A 22951-nucleotide genomic window follows, 5' to 3' on the forward strand; every position below is an offset into this window, starting at 1 on the left:
AACGAAAAGCAGAAGCAGCCGTTTAGACTCGGCAGACATAAGACGGACCGTCGAAGTGGCGTTCTTTGCCACACAGACGTGACGGCTTATGACCGAGAGTCTGGCTGCTGGAGCTGGACAACGCCGCACGGCGTAAAAGCAATAAACCATGGCACGGTATTGCCGGTTACTGAAACATATTATCCAGTTTTGAAAGAATAAACTCTTTCAACTTTATACAGTCTGGTGGCGATAGCGAAGAGGTCACACCCGTTCCCATCCCGAACACGGAAGTTAAGCTCTTCAGCGCCGATGGTAGTGAGGGGCTTCCCCTTGTGAGAGTAGGACGCTGCCAGGCACCCGCCTTTAAATCAAATATAAAAAGGCATCTTGTCAGTTTGAAATGCCCCCCAATTGTTAGACACTCTTAACAATTGGGGGGCATTTTTTTTTATGGTTAAAATTACTCCACAAGAAAAATAGAAGCCGTTAAGAAATATTTACATGGTAATCAAGGAAGTAAAATCGTTACTAAATCAATCGGCAGAAATAATTGTTTATTACATTTACAAAATAATCTTCAATCTAGTATGTTTTACGAAATGGAACCTCGCTTTTTATTGGAGTAGCTCTTCAAAAGTAAATTTATTAAAAAAATAATAAATGGGTAGATGTCTATCCATCAATAATAGGGACACATATACTAACATGTAGTTAAAATAATGATGAGGAGAGTTAAAAGTGAACAATATGCCATTTGTAGGGCCAAATATTTCTCCAAACCAGCCATTTGTAGGGCCGAATATTTCTCCGAACCAACCATTTGTAGAGCCAAATATCCCCCCGAATCAACCATTTGCAGGTTCAAATGTCTCGCCGAGCCAACCCTTTGTAAGCCCGGAAGTTTACCCGGATCATCTCGCTTATCCAGCCTATACCCCATGTTGTTACCCGGCATATAATAGCGGATGCGGCTATGGTAGGAGCTTTGTGCTGATCGTTGTTTTATTTATTCTGCTGATCATTGTTGGGGCGGCATACTGCTGGTAATCTTCTCCTAAGAGTTGTTATCTCAGTATAGACACGACACGCCTTGCTGATCCAATAAACTCTGCTAGACGGGTTATCTTTAATCTTTGTAGAGGACATATGATGAATTGATTCCATGTTATTACCCTAATTATTCTTTTACTTTCTATCCTTTATAAGCCGAATGTATAATCTGCTAAAGCTTTTCAAGTGTGGCGGATTCTTAATTTGATTTTCATATGAAGAATGGACTTCACTGTTCATACAATGATTTACTTTACATTTCTCAAGTGTAAAAAAGGTGCTGATTTCACAACCAGCACCTTTTTTAATATTAATGGACAGCTTTTATCATAGTTATGTCTTTTTACCCGAACACCTATAAAATTGTATAGATGTAAATACATTATTCCATTTCATCCAGATACTTACTAATAACTTTAAATGTTGAGCCGATACACTTGAAAGTGCCCTTGTGCTATGCAGTCACAAGGGTAAGAGTAGAATAAAGCTTCAGATCTTATGTTTTTCTTACTTGTTTATGAGGAATTTTTTGGTCAATTATTTATGTCGATTTAATCTCCCCATAAATCTGTTAGTGGGTTTTCTGCAAGTTCAACGATATTATTTCTTTCATCTACATAAGCTACCTTAGTTTTTAATTCGTCCATTTCATCTTCCTCAAAGATTCCTATACACAGGATGACTACCTGATCTCCTTTTGTAAAAAGATGCGCAGGAGGGCCGTTCAGACAAATGACACCTGAGTTTGCTTCACCGGGAATAGCATAGGTCTTCCATCTGGTTGCATTTCGAAAGCTTGTAATTTGTACCATTTCATATGGTAATATTCCGACGGCCTTCATTAATTCCTTGTCTATCGTTATGCTGCCTGGATAATCTAAATTCGCTTCTGTTACAGTTGCTCTATGAATTTTTCCTTTGCAAATATACCGTTTCAATGTGAGCCCTCCAAATTATGCCGTTTATCTCTTCATATTCAAGTCGTTGCAGAAGTGTACGTGATATATACCTTTATTAAAGAGTTTTTTTGTATGATCTTTAAAATCGTTTAAAGAAGAGGATATAGAAAAGTCAAAAAGGATAGCGGAAATGGACGATGATTTGTATGAAGAATGGATGAGAAGCTAACCTTTGATGAATCAAACCAATCCAGAGTCGCTTCCGCAAGTCACCCAACTTGCCTTGATCTGCCGCCTTTAGAAAGAGGGACCGATCACTATACCAATGTCGCTGAAAGCATGTATTCTCTTGTGGAAGACAGAAAGTATAATCTAAACACCTGACAATAAGTTAATGAGGATATGGAGAATCGGACTTAAACATTATTCTATTTAACTTGGTGAGAAGCGAATGCCCGCATATTTGGATCTTGCTGATTCAAATATGCGGGCAGGTTATTCGTAACACTTATAAAATCTCTGTTGTAGATTGATGAAAAAGCTTTTTAAAAAAAGGGACTTAAAGCGTTTGACACGTTCTAGTCTGGACTAATCAGTTCATGGCCATATCCAAAACAAACAATGTTCTTTTGAGCTTCTTTCATCTATACACAAATCAGGAAGGATGTAGGATAAATCCTATATGATATAGCAAAAAATAAACAGAGATCTCCTAATCAGCCAAGATACATTCCGCGATTATGAACTTCTATGCATAGCTAAGTTATCAAATTTAGTTAACTCGAAAAATTTTAGAAAAACTAATAAAAGAATAGGCGATAAGGAAAGGTAACAAAATAGCGATTACTCTTCTTGGGCTGCTAAAAGGAGTTCTAGTCATTAATTGTTGCTAGGGGAAGCTATATGAATCCCACTTGTTGATAATTAAGAGCTTATTGCTAAGACCTCAGAAAGTGGCTGAAAGAAATATACTTAAGCTAAACGGACAACATTTAATAAGCCCGAGTATTGAAATAAGAGAAATGAAGAAACAATACTGAACTGTTCCGCTGATAAAAGAAGAGTACCAGGTAAACCTGGTACTCTCTTAAAATCAGTCGTTTTTAATTTAATTTTGTCACGCGTCCTTCGATTTGAGAATTCACCACGTCTCTGGCCTTAATATAATTAACTAATGCATCAAGATCGACTACGTCGATTGTACGGTTGGTGATACCAGCCAATACTGTGTAACCATCGCCGCCGCCAGCCATATAGTTGTTCACTGTTATCGTGTAATTCTGATCCATTTGAACTGGTGTCCCGTCGTCCTTCACGATGGAAACAATGCGGTCTCCAGCAGCGCGGGAATCATCATAGGAAACTTTAAGACCTGAAACTGGCATGATACGAACTTTGCTGCCCCATTGCTGTTCTAATAATGTTTTAATGTCCGCTCCGGTTACCGTCATTTTTACAAGGTCATTTCCAAACGGCTGGACTGTGAAAGCTTCTTTCCAAGTAATTTCACCAGCATCAATGTCTGCGCGAACGCCGCCCGGATTCATAAAAGCAAAATCTGTACCTGTTTGAGCTCTCATCGAATCAGCAATGAGATTTCCCATAGCTGATTCACCAGCTGCATTTGTTGTTCTTGTAATCGCAGTTGGAGTAGTGCCAATCACTTCATTTAACTGGCCCGCAACATCAGTCATATATCCATCCAAAATGGCTCTTATTTCTGCATCGGGAGTGATGCGATCACGGTAGGTTGTGACGATTTCTGATTCTGCTGAAATCACATCCTTAGTGTCAGGATCGATCAATAGGTCGACATCAGAAAAAGCTGTTCCAGAAGCATATGACTGGACAACAACCTTTCCATCTACTGTAGTGTTCGTGTACGAATGATTATGGCCGCCAAATAAAACATCGACCTCATCATCTACATTACGGGCAATATCAATGAGTTCTTCCGATGCATTTGAGCCGTCTGCTTTTGAATAGGAAGGGTTATGGGCTAAAACAATAATCGTTTCAACGCCTTTTGCTTTTAACTCTGCCGTATACTTATTAATGGCCTTTGTTTCATCTGTAAATTCAATCCCCTCAGTCGCACTTGGGATGACAATGTCCGGTGTATCTGACAAAGCCACACCAATAAAACCAATTGGTACTCCATTTACTTCTTCAATATGATAAGGCTCAAGAATAGTTTTCTTTGTTTTCGCATCAATGACATTTGCTGCGATATAAGGGAAGTTTGCCCCTTCAAATTCACCATATTTCTCGACCGTCTTCGGATGGCTTCCTCCATTGATAAGACGCATCATTTCTTCAATGCCTTCGTCAAATTCATGATTGCCAACGGTACCGACATCAAAGCCAAGTTCATTCAGAATATGGATGGTCGGTTCATCCTGTAATAGGGCAGATACTGGTGAACTGGCACCGACAACATCTCCGGCATGAACGAGTAGTGTATGGGGATTTTCCGCTTCACGCTGTTTTAAATAGGCGGCTAAATATTCGACGCCTCCTGCATTAATGCTGGAGTTATACGTGTCTAGCTGTCCATGGAAATCATTAATGCCTAAAAGCTGAAGCTCGAAAGGCTCCTGAGATTCCGCAACTGGCAGTTTCATAGAATACTTGCCAAATCCGCCTGCACCTTCACCTGTAAATTCAATCCCGCTTCCAGGTAAAAGAGCCTTTTGCGCGTCCGGCGAAGATTCAAAAACAACATTTACATCGCCACTGACAGGGGAGAAGGTCCAGTTTCCATCTGCAGACGGATCAATGGTTTTCTGTTCCTCAATATAATCAATAATCGCCTGACGGTTTTCATCTGGATACATTTCTACAGCTGTCTGATTTTTGACTCCAGGGAAATTGCCACCTGCACGATAGTTGTTTGTCACAACAAGGAATTCCTGTTCAAGATCAATGGGCTGGCCGTTGTACTGTAAATTTTTAATTCGGTTTGCCTTAGCATTCACAAGATTGCCATCTTTATCATACTTAGCTGGCTCTGTTACATCAATTTCGTAGGTTACCCCGTCAATTACATCGTAGTTATAGGTTGGAAAATTGGTATTAATCAATGTTTGTTCTTCCCTTACGGACGGGTCAATTTGATTAAATTGGCCTGCAGACATTTCAAGCCATTCTTTTACATCACTACCTGTAATTTTAACAGTGGCTACAGTGTTTGGGTAAAGATAAAGGTCTGCCACGTTTTTAATTGCAATGGTTCCTTCTGGAATATATGTATAGTAATTAGCTCCGCTTCTTCCGCCTGCTTTAAATGGCGCTCCTGCTGAAAGAATTGGCAGGTTTTCATCAGGGGTACCCTGTACTTTTTTCTCCACATACCATTTTTGGGCATTGGTCACAATCTGGATGGAAGGGTCGTCCTGAACAAGAGCAAAATAGCTGTGAATATCAGCCGTTGTTGTCCCCACCGGCTGGCGGACATAATTAACAGTTTCTTCGTGTGCTTCTTTAACTGCTTTTAATACTTTATCATCAGGTTCAGCCAAGCTTGTTTTGGTTGTTTTGTCATAAATCGTTCTGATTTCTGCTTCAGAACTTTTGACAACCCATTTGCCTTTTTCTTTCGCTATGTTTAAATCAATGACACCAAGGTGACTTCCCCAGCTTCCTGGCATTACGACAGGAACACCATTAATCGTTCCGTTTTCAGTGTCTACACCAGGCAGATTTGCATAGTTTCCTGGAAAGGTAGAATGACTATGGCCGGAAATGATGGCGTCGATACCTGCCACACTTGTCAGGTCATAAGCAGCATTTTCCTCCATCTTAACTACTTCTTCGTCGCCGATTCCGGAGTGGGCAAGGGCGACAATAAGATCCGCGCCTTCTTTTTTCATTTGAGGAATTTGCGCTTTGACCGATTCGACAATATCTTTTGTGATCACTTTACCATCAAGGTGGGCTTTATCCCACTGGAGAATCTGCGGGGCAACGGCACCAACTACACCGACTTTAATCACCTGCGTTTTTCCGCGTCCATCTACTACTTTTTTCTTTAAAATGGTATAAGGCTTGAAGGCGTTTTTATCATTGGATGGGTTGTTGTCTTTGTCATCTATGTATACATTTGCGTTAACATAAGGAATTGGTGCATCGTCCAGTACTTCATCAAGGAACTCGAGTCCATAGTTAAACTCATGATTTCCAACGGTTGCTGCATCGTAATCCAATTGCGCCATTGCTTGAAAAACTGGATGAAGTTCGCCATCTTCCAGCTTGTCCACTTTTGCTTTATAATCGCCAAGCGGGTTTCCTTGAATCAGGTCACCATTGTCAAAAAGGAGAGTGTTTTGGGCTTCCTCTCTCGCTTCGTTGATAAGAGTAGCTGTTTTAGCAAGACCAAATTCCAACGTTTCAGCATCCTTATAATAATCATAATTATAAAGGTTGGTATGAATATCTGATGTTCCAAGGATTCGCAAGGATACCTCGTGTTTGCCAGTCTGATCTGGCTTGGCAGCCATTACTGAATGATAGGAAAGTGGAGCAGCTAAGACAGATAATGCCATCGTAGTTACTGCTAATGTCTTCCCGGCTTTCATTAAAGGTTTTCTCAACGGAAACAACTCCTTAATAGTTGTGTTTTTTTAAACTCTTTTTAATTATAAAAAGAACTGCTTATATATAAATGAGGCTTAAGGTAGTACTATTCTTAAGATTTAGTAAACTTAATGTAAATTAGCAGTTCTAAAGTTTGGTGTTGCGAAGCGGGGAACAGGAAAATGTCTTAAATATCTTCTGGCTATATGTTCAGTGTGAACATATACTAAATATTGAGGGCGTCGTGGACTATCAGGATTATAAAATCAACTGTGCAGCCTGTAAACTTTACGATAATATTGGTCAGGAAATTGTTTTTGCCATTTCATTAATTCTTTACAAATATACGCTTCTAATAACCGGTGTAGTGCTTGGACTTCTCTATATACTTGATAACCTGTTGCTTTATCAAAGCGACAAAACAAGGTTTGAAAAGAGAAGAGAGGGGTACGTCCAAAATAAATTTCTATTTTTTCACCCTTCGATGCTGTTGTCAGGCCTCCTTGTAGATGTAGAGCATTCAGCGAAAGGGTCTAAGCTTTCGCTGAATGCTGTGTTATGAACAAATGAGGAAAAGGAAACAAGTGGGAAACACTTTGACAGACAGAGAGCCTGTGGAGTAAGGAGCTTGCATAAGGGGCTCTATTTGCTTTTTTAGCTGGATGCTGAAGGATACGTAACCATTTAAAGTCGATTGTGTTCCGCGTGACGGCGGATGATCATCGGCTTTTTGTTATATAAAAGGATAGGAGAAAACTTAAATACCAGAACATGGTGATTTAAATCAATGTAGGCTGATGAAAGCTGTAAGCGTGAAAACGAGAAAATGAATATTTCTTAAAGGGCGGGAAGAAACCTACGCTTATAGGTCAATCATTTTGGCTTTTTCTGTGGAAATTGATCATGGAAGGAGAGAGGGAAAGTGGAAAAAGCGTTGATAAGATCTATCCCCCTGTCTTGATTAGACAGGACCTCAAGCGCCATTAATAAAATAACAGGGATCTGGTTATTAGACGATCGGATGTGACGCAATACCTCAATGCTGGTTGCTTAATCCAAATAGCATCACGTTCAATAGAAGGTGATGCTAAATTTCCTTTTAAAATGTCGAAAACCCCTCTGTTCGCGTATAAGCAGCCTTTGTTTCATATCCTTCCTATTCAATTTCCAATTGAACCAGGAGCGCAATCTTAGCTTCATCTTCCATAATTAAAATTCTTCCTTTATTGATTAGCGGCCTCCTCACATATCAATAGGAGAGCTTTATAGAGAGGTTCAATTACCTTACATCTAGAGGATGCAGGGTAATTGGATTTATAGATTCGGCAGTACTTTTTTGGCTCCTAGGAAAAGCCATGTGCTAAGAACGAAAGGCATGGTCAACGCTGGAAGTCCGTATGGCAAAAGCCAAGTAGCTATGCTTGCAGCGAACGGCACTGTTAAACAAGCCGCAAAAATACCTGAAAGCAGACCAAAGCGGCGGTGGTCCGTATTAAACGCTGCAGACACGGCGAGGATCGCCAGGATGGCATTGTATCCGTATAGCCCCCTATAAATCAACGTGTGTTCTCCTCCAAGCAGATAGGAAGTCAGTAAAGCGAAGACGTTTCCTAATACAGCATAGAGGCCTAGTTTCCAGCCAGCCACAAATACCGCAACAAAAAGCAGAATTCCGGATAGGATGCCCTCAATGAAAAAGATCTGTCCAATTCCGTCAAATGCCCCTTCTAACCAGTTTATTTTTCCAGCTGTGTCCAATTGCCAATTAGATAAGTCTTGCGGAACAAATCGGGAAGTTAAACGGAATGCTTCTAAACGGTAAGAAGCAAGAATCGTAAACCATGTCACGGTGATAAAGGGAAACGTAAGTACAGGGATTCCTGTATTTTTCATTACATGCATCATAGCGGCTGTTAAGAGTGCTGCTAGTGCCGCACCTGCGAGAGCAATAATCCAATGATAAGGTCCAGTTAAAAATAAGGTGAGCGCAAGTCCTGTCAAGATGGAGTTATAGCCGAACAACCCTTGGTTGATGCTTTCCTTATTCGCTCCTCCTATTACTCCAACGATAGTACCTATAAAAGCCGACAGCAGAGCAATGATTCCTAAAGAATAAGAAAATGTGGTGATGGCTAAGAGAATGATAAGTCCAGTAACAGCATTTTCAATGAGCATAACTTGAGATATGCCTTTTAGAGTCGCTATCAGAAAGGAAACCAATTTCCCTTCAGCCCATCGCGTGTGATTAGTATTTTGCACAATAATTCTTCCTTTCCAATTTCTTAGGATTTGCTCCTCTAATATAGAAGCTTTTGCTTTACTGTAAAGTGACAAGTCTATTCTTTCTTGGGTATCTCCTTGTTAGCATTCCTTATTGATAAGAAGATAAAACAAAAAGAAAAGGGTGGTTCCTTTCTATAGGAGCCCATCCTTTTTTGCTTGATCTATGTTTATTTCCTTTTTATTACAAAATATATATATAACCTTAACATATAAGAATTATGATATATGATGGTTTTAAAGGAATCAATATAAGAATGTATGTTATTTGCTGGTTAATTCGACTACATAACTTAAAAAAAGAAAGTTTTTTCCGATAAAAAGTAAATATTTGTAATAAGTAACTATCGAAAATTCAGGTTATAAGGTGCAGAGGCCTATTTTTTAATAGAAATGATAGTGCGGTTGCCAGCGGTTTCTAAGGAATCATTAAAAACGTCATTCCTGCCAAAATAATGGGAAACATGACTATAAATGTAGGCATAGAAACACTGCGTATTTGGGTTCCATGTTCATTGGCTTGGTCCATGGACTAGCAGGAAGCGGCGCTATGGTCCTCTTGAGAATGAGCACTTATCGGGGGAGCGGCCATCTATATCCTCATATTTGGTGCAGGAACCGTCATTGGCATGCTTTTCTTCACGTCTATTGTTAGCATTCCATCCGTGTTAAGCAAAAAATGCAGGACAGTGAGCATGACATTCGGGTTAATAACAGGCATTATCAGTCCTATTTTTTGATAACAATTCGTCTGTAATCTCATTACAAAACCTTTGAAAAGAAAGAACTGCTCTGAATCAGTAGTTTTTATCCGGACATACCATATTTACAATTAGAAGCGTAAAAAAATCCTTAGTCAGCATGCTTCCAGCTTTTCATCATCGTATCGGCCAACTGATGTGCGTTTGGATCATTTTCTTCATACAGCTTACTAATAATATTTTTTTGATCCTCTTCATCATGGTTTTGACTTAGCTTATATGCAGCCTGAACTTCTTGTACTTTTATTTTGAAACCAGTGATGCCCTTTAATTCAGCCTCTAACAACTCAGGAGAAAGCTTGTTCCATAAAACTGGATCTTCACGGTGCCCTTCATATTTATACAGCATTTTGCTAAGCGCTTCTATTAACTCGTCCTTTGGCAATATTTCTGCTTTTCCATATATATGGACAGCTTGATAATCCCATGTAGGGACATTTTCGTGATTGTACCAAGAAGATGATATATAAGCATGCGGTCCCTGATACATAACTAAAACTTCTTTGGATTCCTCAAATGTTCTCCATTGAGGATTACCATAAGCCATATGTCCTGTAATGTAATAGTTACCCTCATCTACATCCTTTTCTAAATATAAAGGAATATGGGTAGCAATGGGCCTGCCCTGTTTAGTGGTAACAAGGGTACCAAATGAATGTTTTTGGATAAATTCTTCAATTTCATCCATAGAAGTTTCTTTAAAATATTTAGGGATATACATGGTTGAACTCCTCCTTAATTGTAATGTGAATGTTGAATGCCGTAATGTGAAGTATTCAACATAACACCCGCTAAAAAAATAGTATTATACAAACTGACATTAAAAAAGGTACAATATTAAACAACTATACATGTCAGAAGGGCAGTAAATGAAAAATACTATTTTTACTTTTAAAAATAACTCTCCTAAATACAAACAAATCTACGAGCAATTTAAATTATTTATTGAGCAAGGTGACATACAGGCTGATGAACAACTGCCTCCTATTCGTCAACTTGCAAACTCCCTTCACGTAAGCCGCAATACCACATTAATGGCTTACGAACAGCTGGTAGCTGAAGGCTATATTCGTGGAGAAGGGCGAAAAGGTTATTTTGCAAATGAGTTGGAGCCTGTTTTGGTTCAGGAAGAGCTGTATTCCCATAATAAAGGGCAAACCGAGCCGGTACCGCCTGTCCTCGTCAATTTCCGGGCCGATGCTGTAGATCAATCTCACTTCCCTCTAAAAGTCTGGAGAAGAATCGCTAACCAGGTATTAGCATTACAAGAGAGCTTTCAATATGGAGAGCCTTTTGGGGAGATATGCGTGCGAGAACAGATTGCTGCGTATTTGTTTCAATCGAGGGGAGTAAAAGCAGAGGCAAATGCGGTTATTATCGGCAGCAGTACCCAGCAGATGCTCATATACCTTGGCCATATACTGAAAGATGATTTCGAAAGTGTCGTAGTAGAGGACCCTGGATATGATGGTGCAAGGGAAGCTTTTCATTTCCATCGCTTTTTGCTTGAAACCTTGCCAGTTTATGAAACAGGAGCCGATTTCACCCAATTAGAACAAATGACATCACGATTAATCTATGTAACGCCTTCCCATCAGAGCCCAATGGGGGTAAGTATGTCCATTCAACAGCGGCAAATGCTTATTCATTGGGCTGCCAGTATACAGGGATATATTATCGAAGACGATTATGACAGCGAATTTCGTTACACACAACGGCCATTTCCAGCTCTTGCTTCCCTTGATGCCACAAGGGTTATTTATCTGGGGAACTTTTCGAAGTGTTTCCTTCCAGGGATCCGTTTAAGTTATATGGTGCTCCCACAACCGCTATTAGATCGTTATAAAAATCACTTCCGTCATTTCGAGAGCACCACTTCACTTCTTAGCCAACTCACAATGGCTAAGTTCATGGAAGAGGGAGAATGGAATCGTCATATTAAGCGTATGCGTCTTGTTTATAAACGAAAGATGCAGCACTTAGTATCATTGTTAAAAAAAGAGTTCAAGCAAAGTATATCTATTATTGGCGAACAGTCTGGTTTGTACTTATTAGTCAAAGTACACACGAATCGTTCAGAAGAATGGCTCATCAAACAGGCTTCCGCTTATGGTGTTAAAGTGTATCCTATCTCACTATACGTCGTTAACAATCATTCTGATCAACCAGTTATTAAGCTTGGTTTCAGTAATCTTTCTGATGAGGAAATCCAACTTGGTATAAGCCTCTTAAAAAAAGCTTGGTTTTAAAAGTCTCAACCTTATCACAGCTGCTGGCATTTGTGAAGACGGATCGAAAGAAGTGCTGGCTTACACGATGGTCCCCAGAGAATCAGTGTTTGTCTGGAAAGGACTGCTGGAAGACATCAAAGAGAGAGGGGGAAGGAAGACGTAATATTGCCCGCAAAGTTCATGTAGCTGACCAGGCAGAGATCTGTGAAGATTGACTTCAAATCGGTTTTATATAAGCAAACTGGAGGTTCTTTTTCTTTTTGTAAAACATATTATTCAGCTTTATTTAAGAGGGGGGATATTATGATTCAAAGTTCTTGGAGAGCATTGGCGTGGATTGGATTATCAGAATTGTGTGCTTTAAGCTTGTGGTTTAGTGCATCAGTGATTGCCCCCGAACTAATTGAAGTTTGGAACCTTAGTTCCAATTCAGAAGCTTGGCTTTCTGCTTCTGTTCCTATCGGATTTGTAATAGGATCATTATTCAGTTCATATTTTGGGGTGGCTGACCGTTTTAATCCCCGAAAAGTTTTCGCAATTTCAGCATGTCTAGGTGCAATATTGAATGCTTCACTTATTCTAGTTGATTCCGCTTTTTTCGGTATTCTACTTAGGGTTTTAACCGGCATAACACTCGCTGGTGTATACCCAGTAGCTGTGAAAATTTTATCACAATGGTTTCCAAAAAATCGCGGATTTGCAATTGGAATCTTAATAGCAGCCTTAACATTAGGGTCATCATTACCTCATTTTGTTGTGATATTTTTTTCTTCGTTAAATTGGAAATTCGTGATCATTTGTAGTTCAATTTTGGCTTTATTATCGGCTCTAGTTGTCGCGTTTATTTTAGAAGATGCTCCAGTAAAATCGAAAAGATTGCCTTTTTCGTTAAAATTAATAAAAAAAGTAGTAGTGAATAAACCGGTAATGCTCGCGAATTACGGTTATTTTGGTCATATGTGGGAATTATATGCGATGTGGACATGGCTTCCTTCCTTTTTGGCAGCTAGTTTCTCAACCTATTCACCAGGAATTCCTCATTGGTTCATTGCGTTATCCTCTTTTATTTCAATAGGAATTGCAGGAGGGATTGGATGTATAGCAGGTGGACTAATCTCAGATAAAATAGGAAGAGCCAATTTAACGATTATTTCTATGCTGATCAGTGCTGCCTGTTCAATAGTAATAGGTTTTACATTTGGACAATTTATTTGGCTAACTCTAATAATCGCCATTGTTTGGGGGATGTCTGTCATATCTGATTCCGCCCAATTTTCTGCAGCAGTTTCAGAAATAGCTGAAGTTGATTATGTAGGTACAGCCCTTACTTTTCAAATGTGTATTGGTTTCCTGATTACTATATTTTCTATTAATCTAATCCCTATTATTCAGAGAATCGTTGGTTGGGAGTGGGTCTTTTCGGTATTAGCGATTGGACCTATTCTTGGAATGGTATTTATGGTCAAATATAGACGTTACGAATAGCTTTTTTACGGAACGCTGTTTACAATTTTTTGTTTATGAAAGTTTGACATAAAACAACCTCCTTTGTTATTTTATAATACTTTTGATGGTTGACTGGAGTAAAAATTTTCAGTAACGTTTATCCTTTTAAGCCCTAATATAATCTTCCATTCGTCATCCAAAAATATCCATAAAAATTTTGTTGATAAAGGAATAAAAATCTTGTAGTCTTTTATTTACTGTGACAAATGAATAAGATATTTTCTTCTTATCAAGAGAGATGGAGGGGCTGGCCCGATGAGATCTCGGCAGCGGAACTTAGTGATTAAGTTGCTGTGCCAAATCCAGCAAGCAAAGGCTTGCTAGATAAGAGGGGTGTTTTATAGATATAAGGCCTCTTCTTGTTGTTTCAAGAAGAGGCCTTTTTTCGGGGCAAAACTGGACAAAAGACGTGCCCTTTTTTATTTTTTGGAGGTGGAACCATGAAGAAAGGAAATCCATGGGCGCTAATCCCATTTGTTGTTTTTTTGATTTTATTTATTGGTTCAGGGGTTATGACAGGTGATTTTTATGCCTTTCCTGTCATTGTAGCCATTGCCATTTCGGGTGCTGTGGCTCTGGCGATGAATCGAAAAGAATCGTTTTCGAGAAAGGTTGATATTTTTTGCCAAGGAGCAGGAAATTTAAATGTCATGCTGATGGTTGTTATTTTTCTCTTGGCTGGAGCCTTTTCAGAGGTAGCGAAAGGCATGGGGGCAGTGGATTCCACTGTTAACTTTGCTTTATCGGTCGTTCCGCAAAACCTGCTTATCGTAGGCTTGTTCATCATTGCCTGCTTCATTTCCCTGTCAATGGGTACATCAATGGGAACGATTGTTGCACTGGCGCCAATTGGAGTTGGGATAAGCGAGCATACTGATCTTGCCATGGCTTTAATAATGGCGGCGATTATTGGCGGTTCGATGTTTGGCGATAATTTATCCTTTATTTCAGATACCACCATTACTGCCACTCGTTCACAAGGTGCGCAAATGAAAGATAAATTTAAGGTAAATTTTTGGATTGTGTTGCCGGCAGCTGTTGTTACAGGCATTATTTTAGGCGCTATCACAATGGGTGAAACGGCACAAGTAGAGCATTTAAACTATAATTGGGTGAAAATTGTTCCTTATGTTTTGGTTATTATTTTTGCGTTAGCTGGAATGAATGTTTTCCTTGTTTTGGCATTAGGGGTTGTTCTGGCCGGAGCTGTAGGCTTAGCGGATGGCAGCTATCATGTAATGAGCTTTTTGCAAAAGATTGGTGAAGGCATGGCAGGCATGTATGAAATCGCCTTTCTTGCGATATTAATAGCTGGAATGGTGGAGGTTATTAAATTTAACGACGGGATTGATTTTCTGCTTCACCTTGTGACACGAAGGATTAAATCAAAAAAGGGTGCTGAATTTGGGATTGCCGGTCTCGTGGGCTTAACGGATTTATCGACGGCCAATAATACGATTGCTATTTTAATCACCGGTCCGCTTGCAAAAAATATTGCTGATCAGTATGGGATTGAGCCGCGAAAGTCCGCGAGTATATTAGATATTTTCTCCTGCTCGACCCAAGGCCTTCTGCCATATGGAGCCCAATTATTGGCAGCTGCAAGTGTAGCCGGAATATCGCCAGTGAGCATCCTTCCATACTCTTTCTATCCAATCCTTATAGGAATCTGTGGAATCATCGCTATTCTCATGGGATACCCGACAAAAAAGAAAGCCTGAACTTCACCACTTTAAATTAATGGGGCCTGTCCTCCAGTTGTTAAAAAAGGTAAAGTATTAGTGCATCAGTCATGGCCTTTGAAAGTATGGAAATTTGGAACCTTAGCTTTAATTCAGAAGCTTGGCTTTCTGTTTCTGTCCCTATTGAATTTATAATAAGATCATTATTTAGTTCATTATTTTTGGGAGGCTGACCGTTTTTAGTCCCCAAAACTTTTTTTAACTTCGTCATTTCTAGGTGTAATACCGAATATCTAACAAGTTTTAATCGATTAGGCCTCTTTCGCTATTCTACTTAAGGTTTTAATTGAAATAACATTCGCTTGTGGGAAGTTTTATCACAATGGTTTTCGAAAATTGCGCGTTTACAATTGAAATCTTCATAGCAGTATTAACATTAGGGGCATCACTATCTCATTTGTTCAGCAATCGGGCGCTTTCCTGTAGCAGGGATTAGCGCTTATTTCCATTTTAGGGCCAGATTGTTGTAGACTATCTAGACGAGGCAGTTGAAGTGAAGAGGATATAATTAAATAATCTGATTTATATGAAGGAGACATAATGTTGGATGCAAAATGTATTAAATTCTATGAATTCGGTAGTCCTAGAGATGTAGTAAGAGTGGAGTCTAAAAGTATTCAGCCACCAAAAGATAATGAAGTCCTTGTTCGAATGTTAGCTCGCCCTATCAATCCATCTGACTTAATACCGATTAGAGGGTCATATTCTCATCGGGTTTCTTTGCCAAATATTCCGGGATATGAGGGAGTTGGTATAATAGAAGACGTCGGTCCTTTAGTTTCCCATCATTTTATTGGTCAACGTGTTCTACCTTTGCGAGGGGAAGGTACATGGCAAGAGTTTGTTAAAACATCATCAGAATTTGTGGTTCCTATACCTAATTCGATTGATGATTTTACAGCAGCACAGATGTATATTAATCCAATTACAGCATTGGTAGTATGTACCGAAGTTTTAAAATTAAAACCAGATGATGTTTTATTGGTTAACGCATGCGGTTCTTCTATTGGGCATGTTTTTGCCCAATTATCGAAAGTTTTAGATTTTCGGTTGATTGCAGTTACTAGAAATAATAAGTATATGGAGGAATTGCTTCATCTTGGTGCTTCTTATGTGATTGATACATCTCAACATGACTTAAATGAAGTCGTTATGGAATTAACTAATGGGATGGGCGCTGATGCTGCTATTGACTCTGTTGGGGGTTCAGATGGAAATGCATTGGCTTATTGTGTAAAGCCTAACGGAAATTTTTTAGCCATCGGCCTTTTATCAGGGATACAAGTGAATTGGGCAGAAATTATAAAAAAGGCTAAAGTGAATGCTAATATGTTTCATTTACGAAATTGGAATAAAAATGTTTCAGCAGATAAATGGCAAGAAACCTTCCATCGCTTAATAAATCTAATAAGTGATGAAAAATTATGTTTGATGACGGTAGATTCTCAGTATGATTTATTAAATATAAAAAGGGCTATTAAAGTTGTTGAATCTTCTAAAAAGACAAAAGGGAAAGTGTTTTTAACTAGCTATTGAGTTACTAATTTTCAATTAATATTAATAAATGAGGTCTATTGTGGAGTAACATAAATAGGAAATGATCAAACTTTTTTATAAAAGCATAATCTAATTGAAAATATTTAAGAGCATGTTTTGATCCATCTTTTTTCAAAACATGCTCTTTTCTATGACCATTTGTCAAGGTTATTAGTACCAATGTGATCAAACTTTATTTTAAAATAACACCCGGCTTTTTGCACTATTCTTATTTCTTATGAATAAACTAATTTATATTCATAGGTACGCCGCTTTCACTTAACTAAGATATGGCCGTTGATGAGCTGGACAAATGTCTGGCTTTTTTTACGGGTTATTTATCTAAAGGGCTTTATAAGGTACTGAAGATAGACAGTCTTTGAATCCGTTCTACATTCATTGAAGCCTTAAAAGTCGCCGTACTTTTTGCAGGCTGCACTTTCCCAGCTTGTGATTAAAGACGCAGCCAGCGAATGTATAAGAGTCCTGCGCGATAAGGGGAGAACCCAGTCGTAGGCAGTCCACCTTGCATTTCAAGGAAACTCTTGGTCTCTCGTGCTTTCGAGATGGTTAATGAATGAATATTTGTCTATATTTTTTCATTATCAAAATTGCCATGTTCCTTTATTTGAAGTAGGTCCCGTCAAACGTTGCCGCTGCCCCATGCCAATATAGACAAGCAGATGATTCCTTTAGCCGGATAGAGTTTCCTTGATGGGTAAAGGTTATGCGGCAGTAAGGGTCCTTAGAGAAGGAGGATTTTGTATAGCCAGAATAGGTGGCTTTCCCGTCTTTTCTCTTGGCAGTTCCTTGAAGATCTCCGACATGCCCGCCCATGACAACATGAATATCAAACTTGAAGCTAGAGGCTGTTTCATGGGTAATCAATAATTTTCCAAATTCAGTCTGCCATTTCCCGCTCCACTTTTTTGTGGAAGGGGAAGTGGGTGTTATCGCTTTTAAATACCTTGAAGCGACATACCCCGCTTTGTTTTTATATTTAATTTTTGACCAGCCGCCAGGCGCTGTACTATATACATACACGATAGTCCCATTTTTCAGAGAGCCCACGATTTTGGCTCTTGGACTTGGCTTCTCTCGTACATTCAACGTAGTTTTTACCTTCACAGTATAGTTTCCGGTGCTGGCTGCTGTTAGCTTGGCAGAGAGCAATGTGATGGATAAAAAGAAAATCACCATCAATAGGAATATTTTCTTCACAGGGAACTCCTCCTTTTACAAAAAAATCCATCCCATTGTATTGTACCACGGGGGTGTTGTTGTCTTTTGGTATTTTGAACGACATCTTCCGTCATTATAAACCAGTATTCTATTGAACCTGCCTTTCATACAATCGTGCCATTAGACGCCGACACAACATAGATGAGAAATGAAAGGGGGGAATGATAGAATAGCGGCTTCTGGAACGAGTAACAAGCGGAAGAAAAAGTAGAAATAAAGAGAGTAAAGAGGCAGATTTGCAATAGAGGATATTGTGTCCGTGTAGTTTGCTGGCACTGGGGATGAGGGATATGGCGGTGGATGATCTATCAAGTGGCTAGAGCAAAGAGGAAGAACAGGAGAATTATCTAAGTATAAAACATATAGGAGAGTCATAGACGATAGCTTACAAAAATATGTTATTTATTAAAAAAGAAGTTGATGCTTCATTCTGCATATTCCAACATCCTAAGTTAGATCCTATTAAAAGAGTACATGAGGGCTTTCTTGTTGACAAATTTTAAAAAATGTCCTATCTTATACTTACTTAATAATCGAAAGATGTTTATTTTCTCCTTTTTAAACAATCTGGGCTTTAGCATTCTTTTAATATGTAATATTGACTGGATGAAAAAGCGTCCTAATATAAAAAAGGAAGAGTAGCGTAAATCGATTTATTTCATAACCAACAGATTAAATTTGAGTTATACCGATATTTTCTTTAGAAGGAAGTTAAAACATAAAGTAAAATAACCTATAAAAAGGTAGCTCTTCAAAAAACTTTTCGGAAGTTAGTTGAAGTGAAGCCGACAACTTTAATAATTCAATGATTTAAAATAATCATTGAATTATCGAAGCTGTCGGTTTTTTTATTGGAAAAATAATATTTAACTAGTAAAAGTAAACAAAACTGTATGAAATTACAGAAAAACATCACCTAAATTAAAAAGGACTTCTTGTACGTTAACGTTATTTAAAAAGGGAGAATTTGAAATGTTAGTTTCGCTGAGTTTGTCATCATTGTTAACATTATTTTTTGTTATGCTTATTGCTTCTGCGCTAAGCGGACTATTGTTTTTGCATCCGCGAGTACCTTTGAGCTTTGTTCGCATTCATATTGGTATCACGGCTTTACCGCCTTTGATTTCCTTAGTGGCTCTTGCTAATAGTAGTGTAGATGGAAATATTGGTCCTTGGTACTTGGATTCCTTGGCTTGGTTAATGGCTTTCTTTGTTCTTGCAATTGGTTTAATCATTCAGCGTTTTTCTGTCCGTTACTTAATGGGAGACCGCTATTATCGCAAGTATTTTGCTCTTTTCACATTCACTACGGGTTTTGCTTCAATTGCATGGTTAAGTGGTGATTTCCGCTTGATGGTTATATTTTGGGGAGCTACTCTTGTCGGGTTAACCTTACTGATAAGGTTAAATAGTGGGTGGAAAGTAGCTGTTGAAGCAGCCAAAGTTTCTGGTCGATTATTTATATTAAGTTGGTTTTCTTTGTTACTTGCAATGCTTTGGCTTTTTCAAGTCACAGGTCAATGGCAGTTATCATTAGCGTTAACAAATGAAAGTTTAGCTCAACTTGGAGCATGGGAGAAAACAGGGATTAATTTATTGATCGTATTAGCAGTGATCATTCCTGCAGCTCAGTGGCCTTTTCAGAGATGGTTAATTGAGTCTATTGTGGCTCCGACTCCTGTTTCTGCGATTATGCACGCAGGACTAGTAAATGCAGGCGGGATTATGCTAACTCGATTTTCACCTCTTTTTAATGGGGACATAGCATCGATAATTCTACTTGTTTTTGCCAGTATTTCTGTATTGATTGGATCTGGAATTAGTTTAGTCCAGGTTGACTATAAACGCCAGTTAGTAGGCTCGACGATCGGACAAATGGGATTTATGCTTATTCAGTGTGCATTAGGTGCGCATATTGCAGCTATCCTTCACCTTATCCTGCATGGACTATTCAAAGCTACGTTGTTTTTACAGGCTGGTTCGGCAGTACGCCGTTTCGAAGTATCACCTCGCGTTAATGAAAGATCATCCTACTTGTGGGGCGTTGCTGGTCGAATTTTAGGCTTAGTTGCAGGGGGGGCTTTTTGGCTCATGGCTCCTGGAGAGGGATACCGATTGATTAGTGCGTTAATCTTAGGGTGGTCATTGTCCGTTTCTTGGACACAGCTCGTAGCTTTTGGGGAAGGGAGAATTGGTCGAATTACTGGCTTATCATTCTTAGGAGGAGCTGCTCTCGTTTATTTTATCATTCATAATCTCTTCTATGAGTGGCTGCATGCAGCCGTTTCTGAAAGTACTCAACCTCCAATGCCAGCTGTCATCATTGTCGTATGTCTCTTACTAATTGGTAGTGCGATAGGTACGTGGGTTGCTCGTAATCGTTCTTCTGTTTCCTTCGCAGTACTCTATCTTTGGTTAGTACGGTTAGGTGAAGCGAAGCCAAAGTCAGTAGAGAGTCATCCAAACTACCTTAAACAATATTAATCATAAGGAGGTAATCAATGATGGGCGTAACATCCGTGTTGATGGAAGGAAATATAAGAAATAAAGATATAAATATTGATTTTCAAGAAAGCGATATTAACGTTTTAATTGAATCTGCTAGTCGAGTGATTGCACCGCTTGGACCCATTTCTACATTTGCAGCACGCAGTCCGTGGATGGGACTTGAAAAGCAATCTTTTGATCAGGTTGCAGGTTGGTTAAAAAATACTCGTAATGTTGATATATACCCTAGTGCTTCGATGATCCTTTCGGCAAAGAGCAAGGGAGAGATTGATGAAGGTTATGTGGAAATGGGGCTGCAGCGTTGGCTTGATTCCCATTCCTTTAATATTCCAAGGGGCGTGGCGGAGCAATTTTGCCGTGCTGCCCTAAAATTAGATCCACTGCCTTCTAACCTTTTGTCATCACCTGAACTGGAGAAGTTAGCAGATGAGTCTAGTAGATTGAATATGGATAGCATTGAGAATTCTTCAATGCAACCAATAAGTTCGCAGGTAGAGAATCAAGATGGTGAAAGATTAGTCGATATTCTTGATCAACATGTCATCAAGTGGTGTAAATTATTTCTTGATGACTCTCAGGCAGGCTGGGCAATGCCAAATCGTGAAGAGGGCTTCTATCGTGCTTGGAAGCATCTCATCCAATATGATCCAGCTCTTAGTAAAAAGCAGCGTGAAAGCTTAAAAGGTTGGCCACAAGAGGCACACTTGGCTTTACAAGAAGCATTATTTGCATTAGAAATTCCTGAATCAGAAATACAGGCTTACCTTGAAGGCCACTTACTTTCCTTGCCTGGATGGGCAGGAATGATGCTTTGGCGTTCTCAACAATCGAGCCATGAGCATGCACTCCTAACAGACTATTTAGCAGTTCGAATTTCTATGGAGTGGGCTCTCATAAAGCCTTACTTAACTTTGAATAATTATCGACCTAAGAAAAAAGTTTCGATTACTTCCCTTTTAGCATCCTGGCTCTATTGGGGAGAGCTTACAATCGATGAATGGTCACAAATGTCAGCGGTTGAACAAAAAGAATATTTATCATTTGCCTACCGTTTTGGTGAGAAGCTTCGCAGGAAACTTTGGTTAGAAGCTTGGGAACAAACATATACAGATCAATTAAGTCAGAAGATTGCCTCTAAACAATGTGAGAGTGACAGTAAAAAATCTGTATTAGCTCAATTGGCATTTTGCATTGATGTACGATCAGAACCTTTTCGTCGTCAACTTGAAAAAGAAGGTCCGTTTGAAACGATTGGAATTGCCGGTTTCTTTGGCTTACCGATTGCAACTAGTGAACTTGGGAGTGATCACAGTCATTCTTCCTTGCCGGTTATACTAAAGCCTCAACACAAAATAAAAGAGTCTGCAGAGGAAAATGAACTCAAATCATATCGACAACGTAAACAGTCAATTAATTCCTTAAGCTCTACATTTAAAATGATGAAACAAAATGTACTTTCAAACTTGCTTTTACCTGAGCTAAGTGGACCTTGGCTTAGTCTCCAAACGGTAGCACGTAGTTTTATGCCGAGGGGAGCCGATCGTTTTATTCATAACCTTCATAAGACTTGGTTACGCAAACCTAATACAACGCTCTCACTTAATCATGTTCATAATAGAGAAGCGGAAATACCTGTTGGTTTTTCTGAAGAAGAAAAAGTGACTTATGCATGCCAAGCTCTGAAAATGATGGGGCTAACAAAGAACTTTGCGCCATTAGTCGTAATATGTGGACATGGTAGTAAAAGTACCAACAACCCCTATGCTGCTGCTCTCGACTGTGGCGCCTGCGGGGGAGCGGCAGGTGGATTCAATGCTAGAGTTCTAGCTGCTTTATGCAACCTTCCTGAGGTCAGAGAGGAGCTTTCTTTTGAGGGAATTAAAATCCCTGAGGATACTGTTTTCGCAGCCGCTGAGCATAAAACAACGGTGGATGAATTACACTGGATTTATGTTCCGGAGCTTTCCGAAGCTGCGCAAGAAGCATTTGATTGTATCGAAGCTATTATGCCGAAAGTTAGTCATAATGCAAATGCAGAACGTCTAGCCCAATTGCCGAATTTTCAATCAAAATTCAAAAATCCGAAGGCTGAGGCACACCGTTTTGCGGAAGATTGGAGTGAGGTACGTCCGGAATGGGGATTAGCTCGTAATGCCGCTTTTATTATTGGTCAACGTAAACTAACTCAGAATTGTGACTTGGAAGGGAGAGTCTTCCTTCATAATTATGATTGGAATCAGGATAAACGTGGTGATATCCTAGCTAACATCATTGCAGGACCAGGAACGGTGGCCCAATGGATTAATCTTCAATATTACGCTTCAACGGTAGCACCTCATTATTATGGCAGCGGAAATAAAGCAACTCAAACCGTTACAGCAGGTCTCGGTGTTATGCAGGGAAATGCAAGTGACTTGTTAGCCGGACTACCTTGGCAATCCGTCATGCAATCCGATCACGAGGCTTATCATTCTCCTCTTCGTTTGCTGATTGTCATCCAAGCACCTAGCAAATATGTAAAACGGTTATTAAATAATGATTCAGCATTTCGGGAAAAAGTTCAAAATGGATGGGTTCGACTAGCTAGTATTGATTCAGAAGGACGTTGGAAAAACTGGTAACTATTAAAATAAACAGTT

Annotated in this window: 13 protein-coding genes, 1 rRNA gene, 2 pseudogenes and 1 riboswitch; of the genes and pseudogenes, 11 read left to right on the forward strand and 5 right to left on the reverse strand. The window is 39.3% G+C overall.

Annotation, left to right across the window (positions count from 1 at the left end):
• The 3 genes and pseudogenes from AC623_RS21710 to AC623_RS21375 all read left to right on the forward strand — a co-directional run.
• The coding region (locus tag AC623_RS21710) for a hypothetical protein (RefSeq protein WP_197090952.1) at positions 1-201 on the forward strand (201 nt) is incomplete at its 5' end.
• A gap of 20 nt (positions 202-221) precedes the next feature.
• Positions 222-337: ribosomal RNA gene (gene rrf / locus AC623_RS07435) — 5S ribosomal RNA — on the forward strand.
• Between the two features lie 605 nt (positions 338-942).
• Positions 943-1029: pseudogene (locus tag AC623_RS21375) on the forward strand (YjcZ family sporulation protein); the annotation flags it as partial.
• Positions 1030-1583: 554 nt separating this feature from the next.
• Here AC623_RS21375 and panD read toward each other — a convergent pair.
• On the reverse strand, positions 1584-1970 hold the full coding sequence (gene panD, locus AC623_RS07445) for an aspartate 1-decarboxylase (protein ID WP_049661872.1): 387 nt from the start codon (positions 1968-1970) through the stop codon (positions 1584-1586).
• A 1064-nt stretch (positions 1971-3034) separates the two neighbouring features.
• The gene (locus AC623_RS07450) at positions 3035-6523 is read right to left on the reverse strand and encodes a bifunctional 2',3'-cyclic-nucleotide 2'-phosphodiesterase/3'-nucleotidase (protein WP_053104085.1); all 3489 of its coding nucleotides are present in this window, start codon (positions 6521-6523) and stop codon (positions 3035-3037) included.
• Between the two features lie 137 nt (positions 6524-6660).
• On the opposite strand from AC623_RS07450, the gene AC623_RS21880 reads away from it, so the two are divergent.
• Positions 6661-7068: a hypothetical protein gene (locus AC623_RS21880; RefSeq protein WP_049661873.1), complete on the forward strand. Its 408-nt coding sequence runs from the start codon at positions 6661-6663 to the stop codon at positions 7066-7068.
• A 752-nt stretch (positions 7069-7820) separates the two neighbouring features.
• Here AC623_RS21880 and AC623_RS07460 read toward each other — a convergent pair.
• Positions 7821-8765, reverse strand: coding sequence for an urea transporter (locus tag AC623_RS07460; RefSeq protein ID WP_231603402.1), 945 nt, complete (start codon positions 8763-8765; stop codon positions 7821-7823).
• Between the two features lie 873 nt (positions 8766-9638).
• Complete coding sequence (locus AC623_RS07465; RefSeq protein ID WP_049661874.1) at positions 9639-10268, reverse strand: FMN-binding negative transcriptional regulator; 630 nt, start codon at positions 10266-10268, stop codon at positions 9639-9641.
• 148 nt (positions 10269-10416) lie between these two features.
• Here AC623_RS07465 and pdxR point away from each other — a divergent pair, with 148 nt between their 5' ends.
• From pdxR to AC623_RS07485, 5 genes and pseudogenes are all read left to right on the forward strand, one after another.
• On the forward strand, positions 10417-11796 hold the full coding sequence (gene pdxR, locus AC623_RS07470) for a MocR-like pyridoxine biosynthesis transcription factor PdxR (RefSeq protein ID WP_049661875.1): 1380 nt from the start codon (positions 10417-10419) through the stop codon (positions 11794-11796).
• 19 nt (positions 11797-11815) lie between these two features.
• Positions 11816-11990: pseudogene (locus AC623_RS20960) on the forward strand (transposase); the annotation flags it as partial.
• Between the two features lie 91 nt (positions 11991-12081).
• Positions 12082-13263 carry an MFS transporter gene (locus tag AC623_RS07475; RefSeq protein ID WP_049661876.1) on the forward strand — a complete coding sequence of 394 codons (1182 nt, stop codon included), beginning with the start codon at positions 12082-12084 and terminating at the stop codon, positions 13261-13263.
• A gap of 244 nt (positions 13264-13507) precedes the next feature.
• Positions 13508-13615: riboswitch (SAM riboswitch) on the forward strand.
• Between the two features lie 109 nt (positions 13616-13724).
• Positions 13725-15005: a Na+/H+ antiporter NhaC family protein gene (locus AC623_RS07480; protein ID WP_049666369.1), complete on the forward strand. Its 1281-nt coding sequence runs from the start codon at positions 13725-13727 to the stop codon at positions 15003-15005.
• 564 nt (positions 15006-15569) lie between these two features.
• Positions 15570-16562, forward strand: coding sequence for a zinc-dependent alcohol dehydrogenase family protein (locus AC623_RS07485; protein WP_156187111.1), 993 nt, complete (start codon positions 15570-15572; stop codon positions 16560-16562).
• A gap of 624 nt (positions 16563-17186) precedes the next feature.
• On the opposite strand, the gene AC623_RS07490 is transcribed toward AC623_RS07485, so the two are convergent.
• Entirely contained in the window at positions 17187-17783 is a 597-nt protein-coding gene (locus tag AC623_RS07490) for an SH3 domain-containing protein (RefSeq protein WP_049661878.1), read from the reverse strand.
• Positions 17784-18776: 993 nt separating this feature from the next.
• Here AC623_RS07490 and AC623_RS07495 point away from each other — a divergent pair.
• The gene (locus AC623_RS07495) at positions 18777-20288 is read left to right on the forward strand and encodes an NADH dehydrogenase subunit 5 (RefSeq protein ID WP_049661879.1); all 1512 of its coding nucleotides are present in this window, start codon (positions 18777-18779) and stop codon (positions 20286-20288) included.
• Between the two features lie 20 nt (positions 20289-20308).
• The gene (locus AC623_RS07500) at positions 20309-22933 is read left to right on the forward strand and encodes a DUF2309 domain-containing protein (protein ID WP_049661880.1); all 2625 of its coding nucleotides are present in this window, start codon (positions 20309-20311) and stop codon (positions 22931-22933) included.
• The last annotated feature ends 18 nt before the right edge of the window (positions 22934-22951 follow it).

It is taken from the genome of Bacillus sp. FJAT-27231 (assembly GCF_001183975.1).
Taxonomy (GTDB): Bacteria; Bacillota; Bacilli; order Bacillales; family Domibacillaceae; genus Pseudobacillus; species Pseudobacillus wudalianchiensis.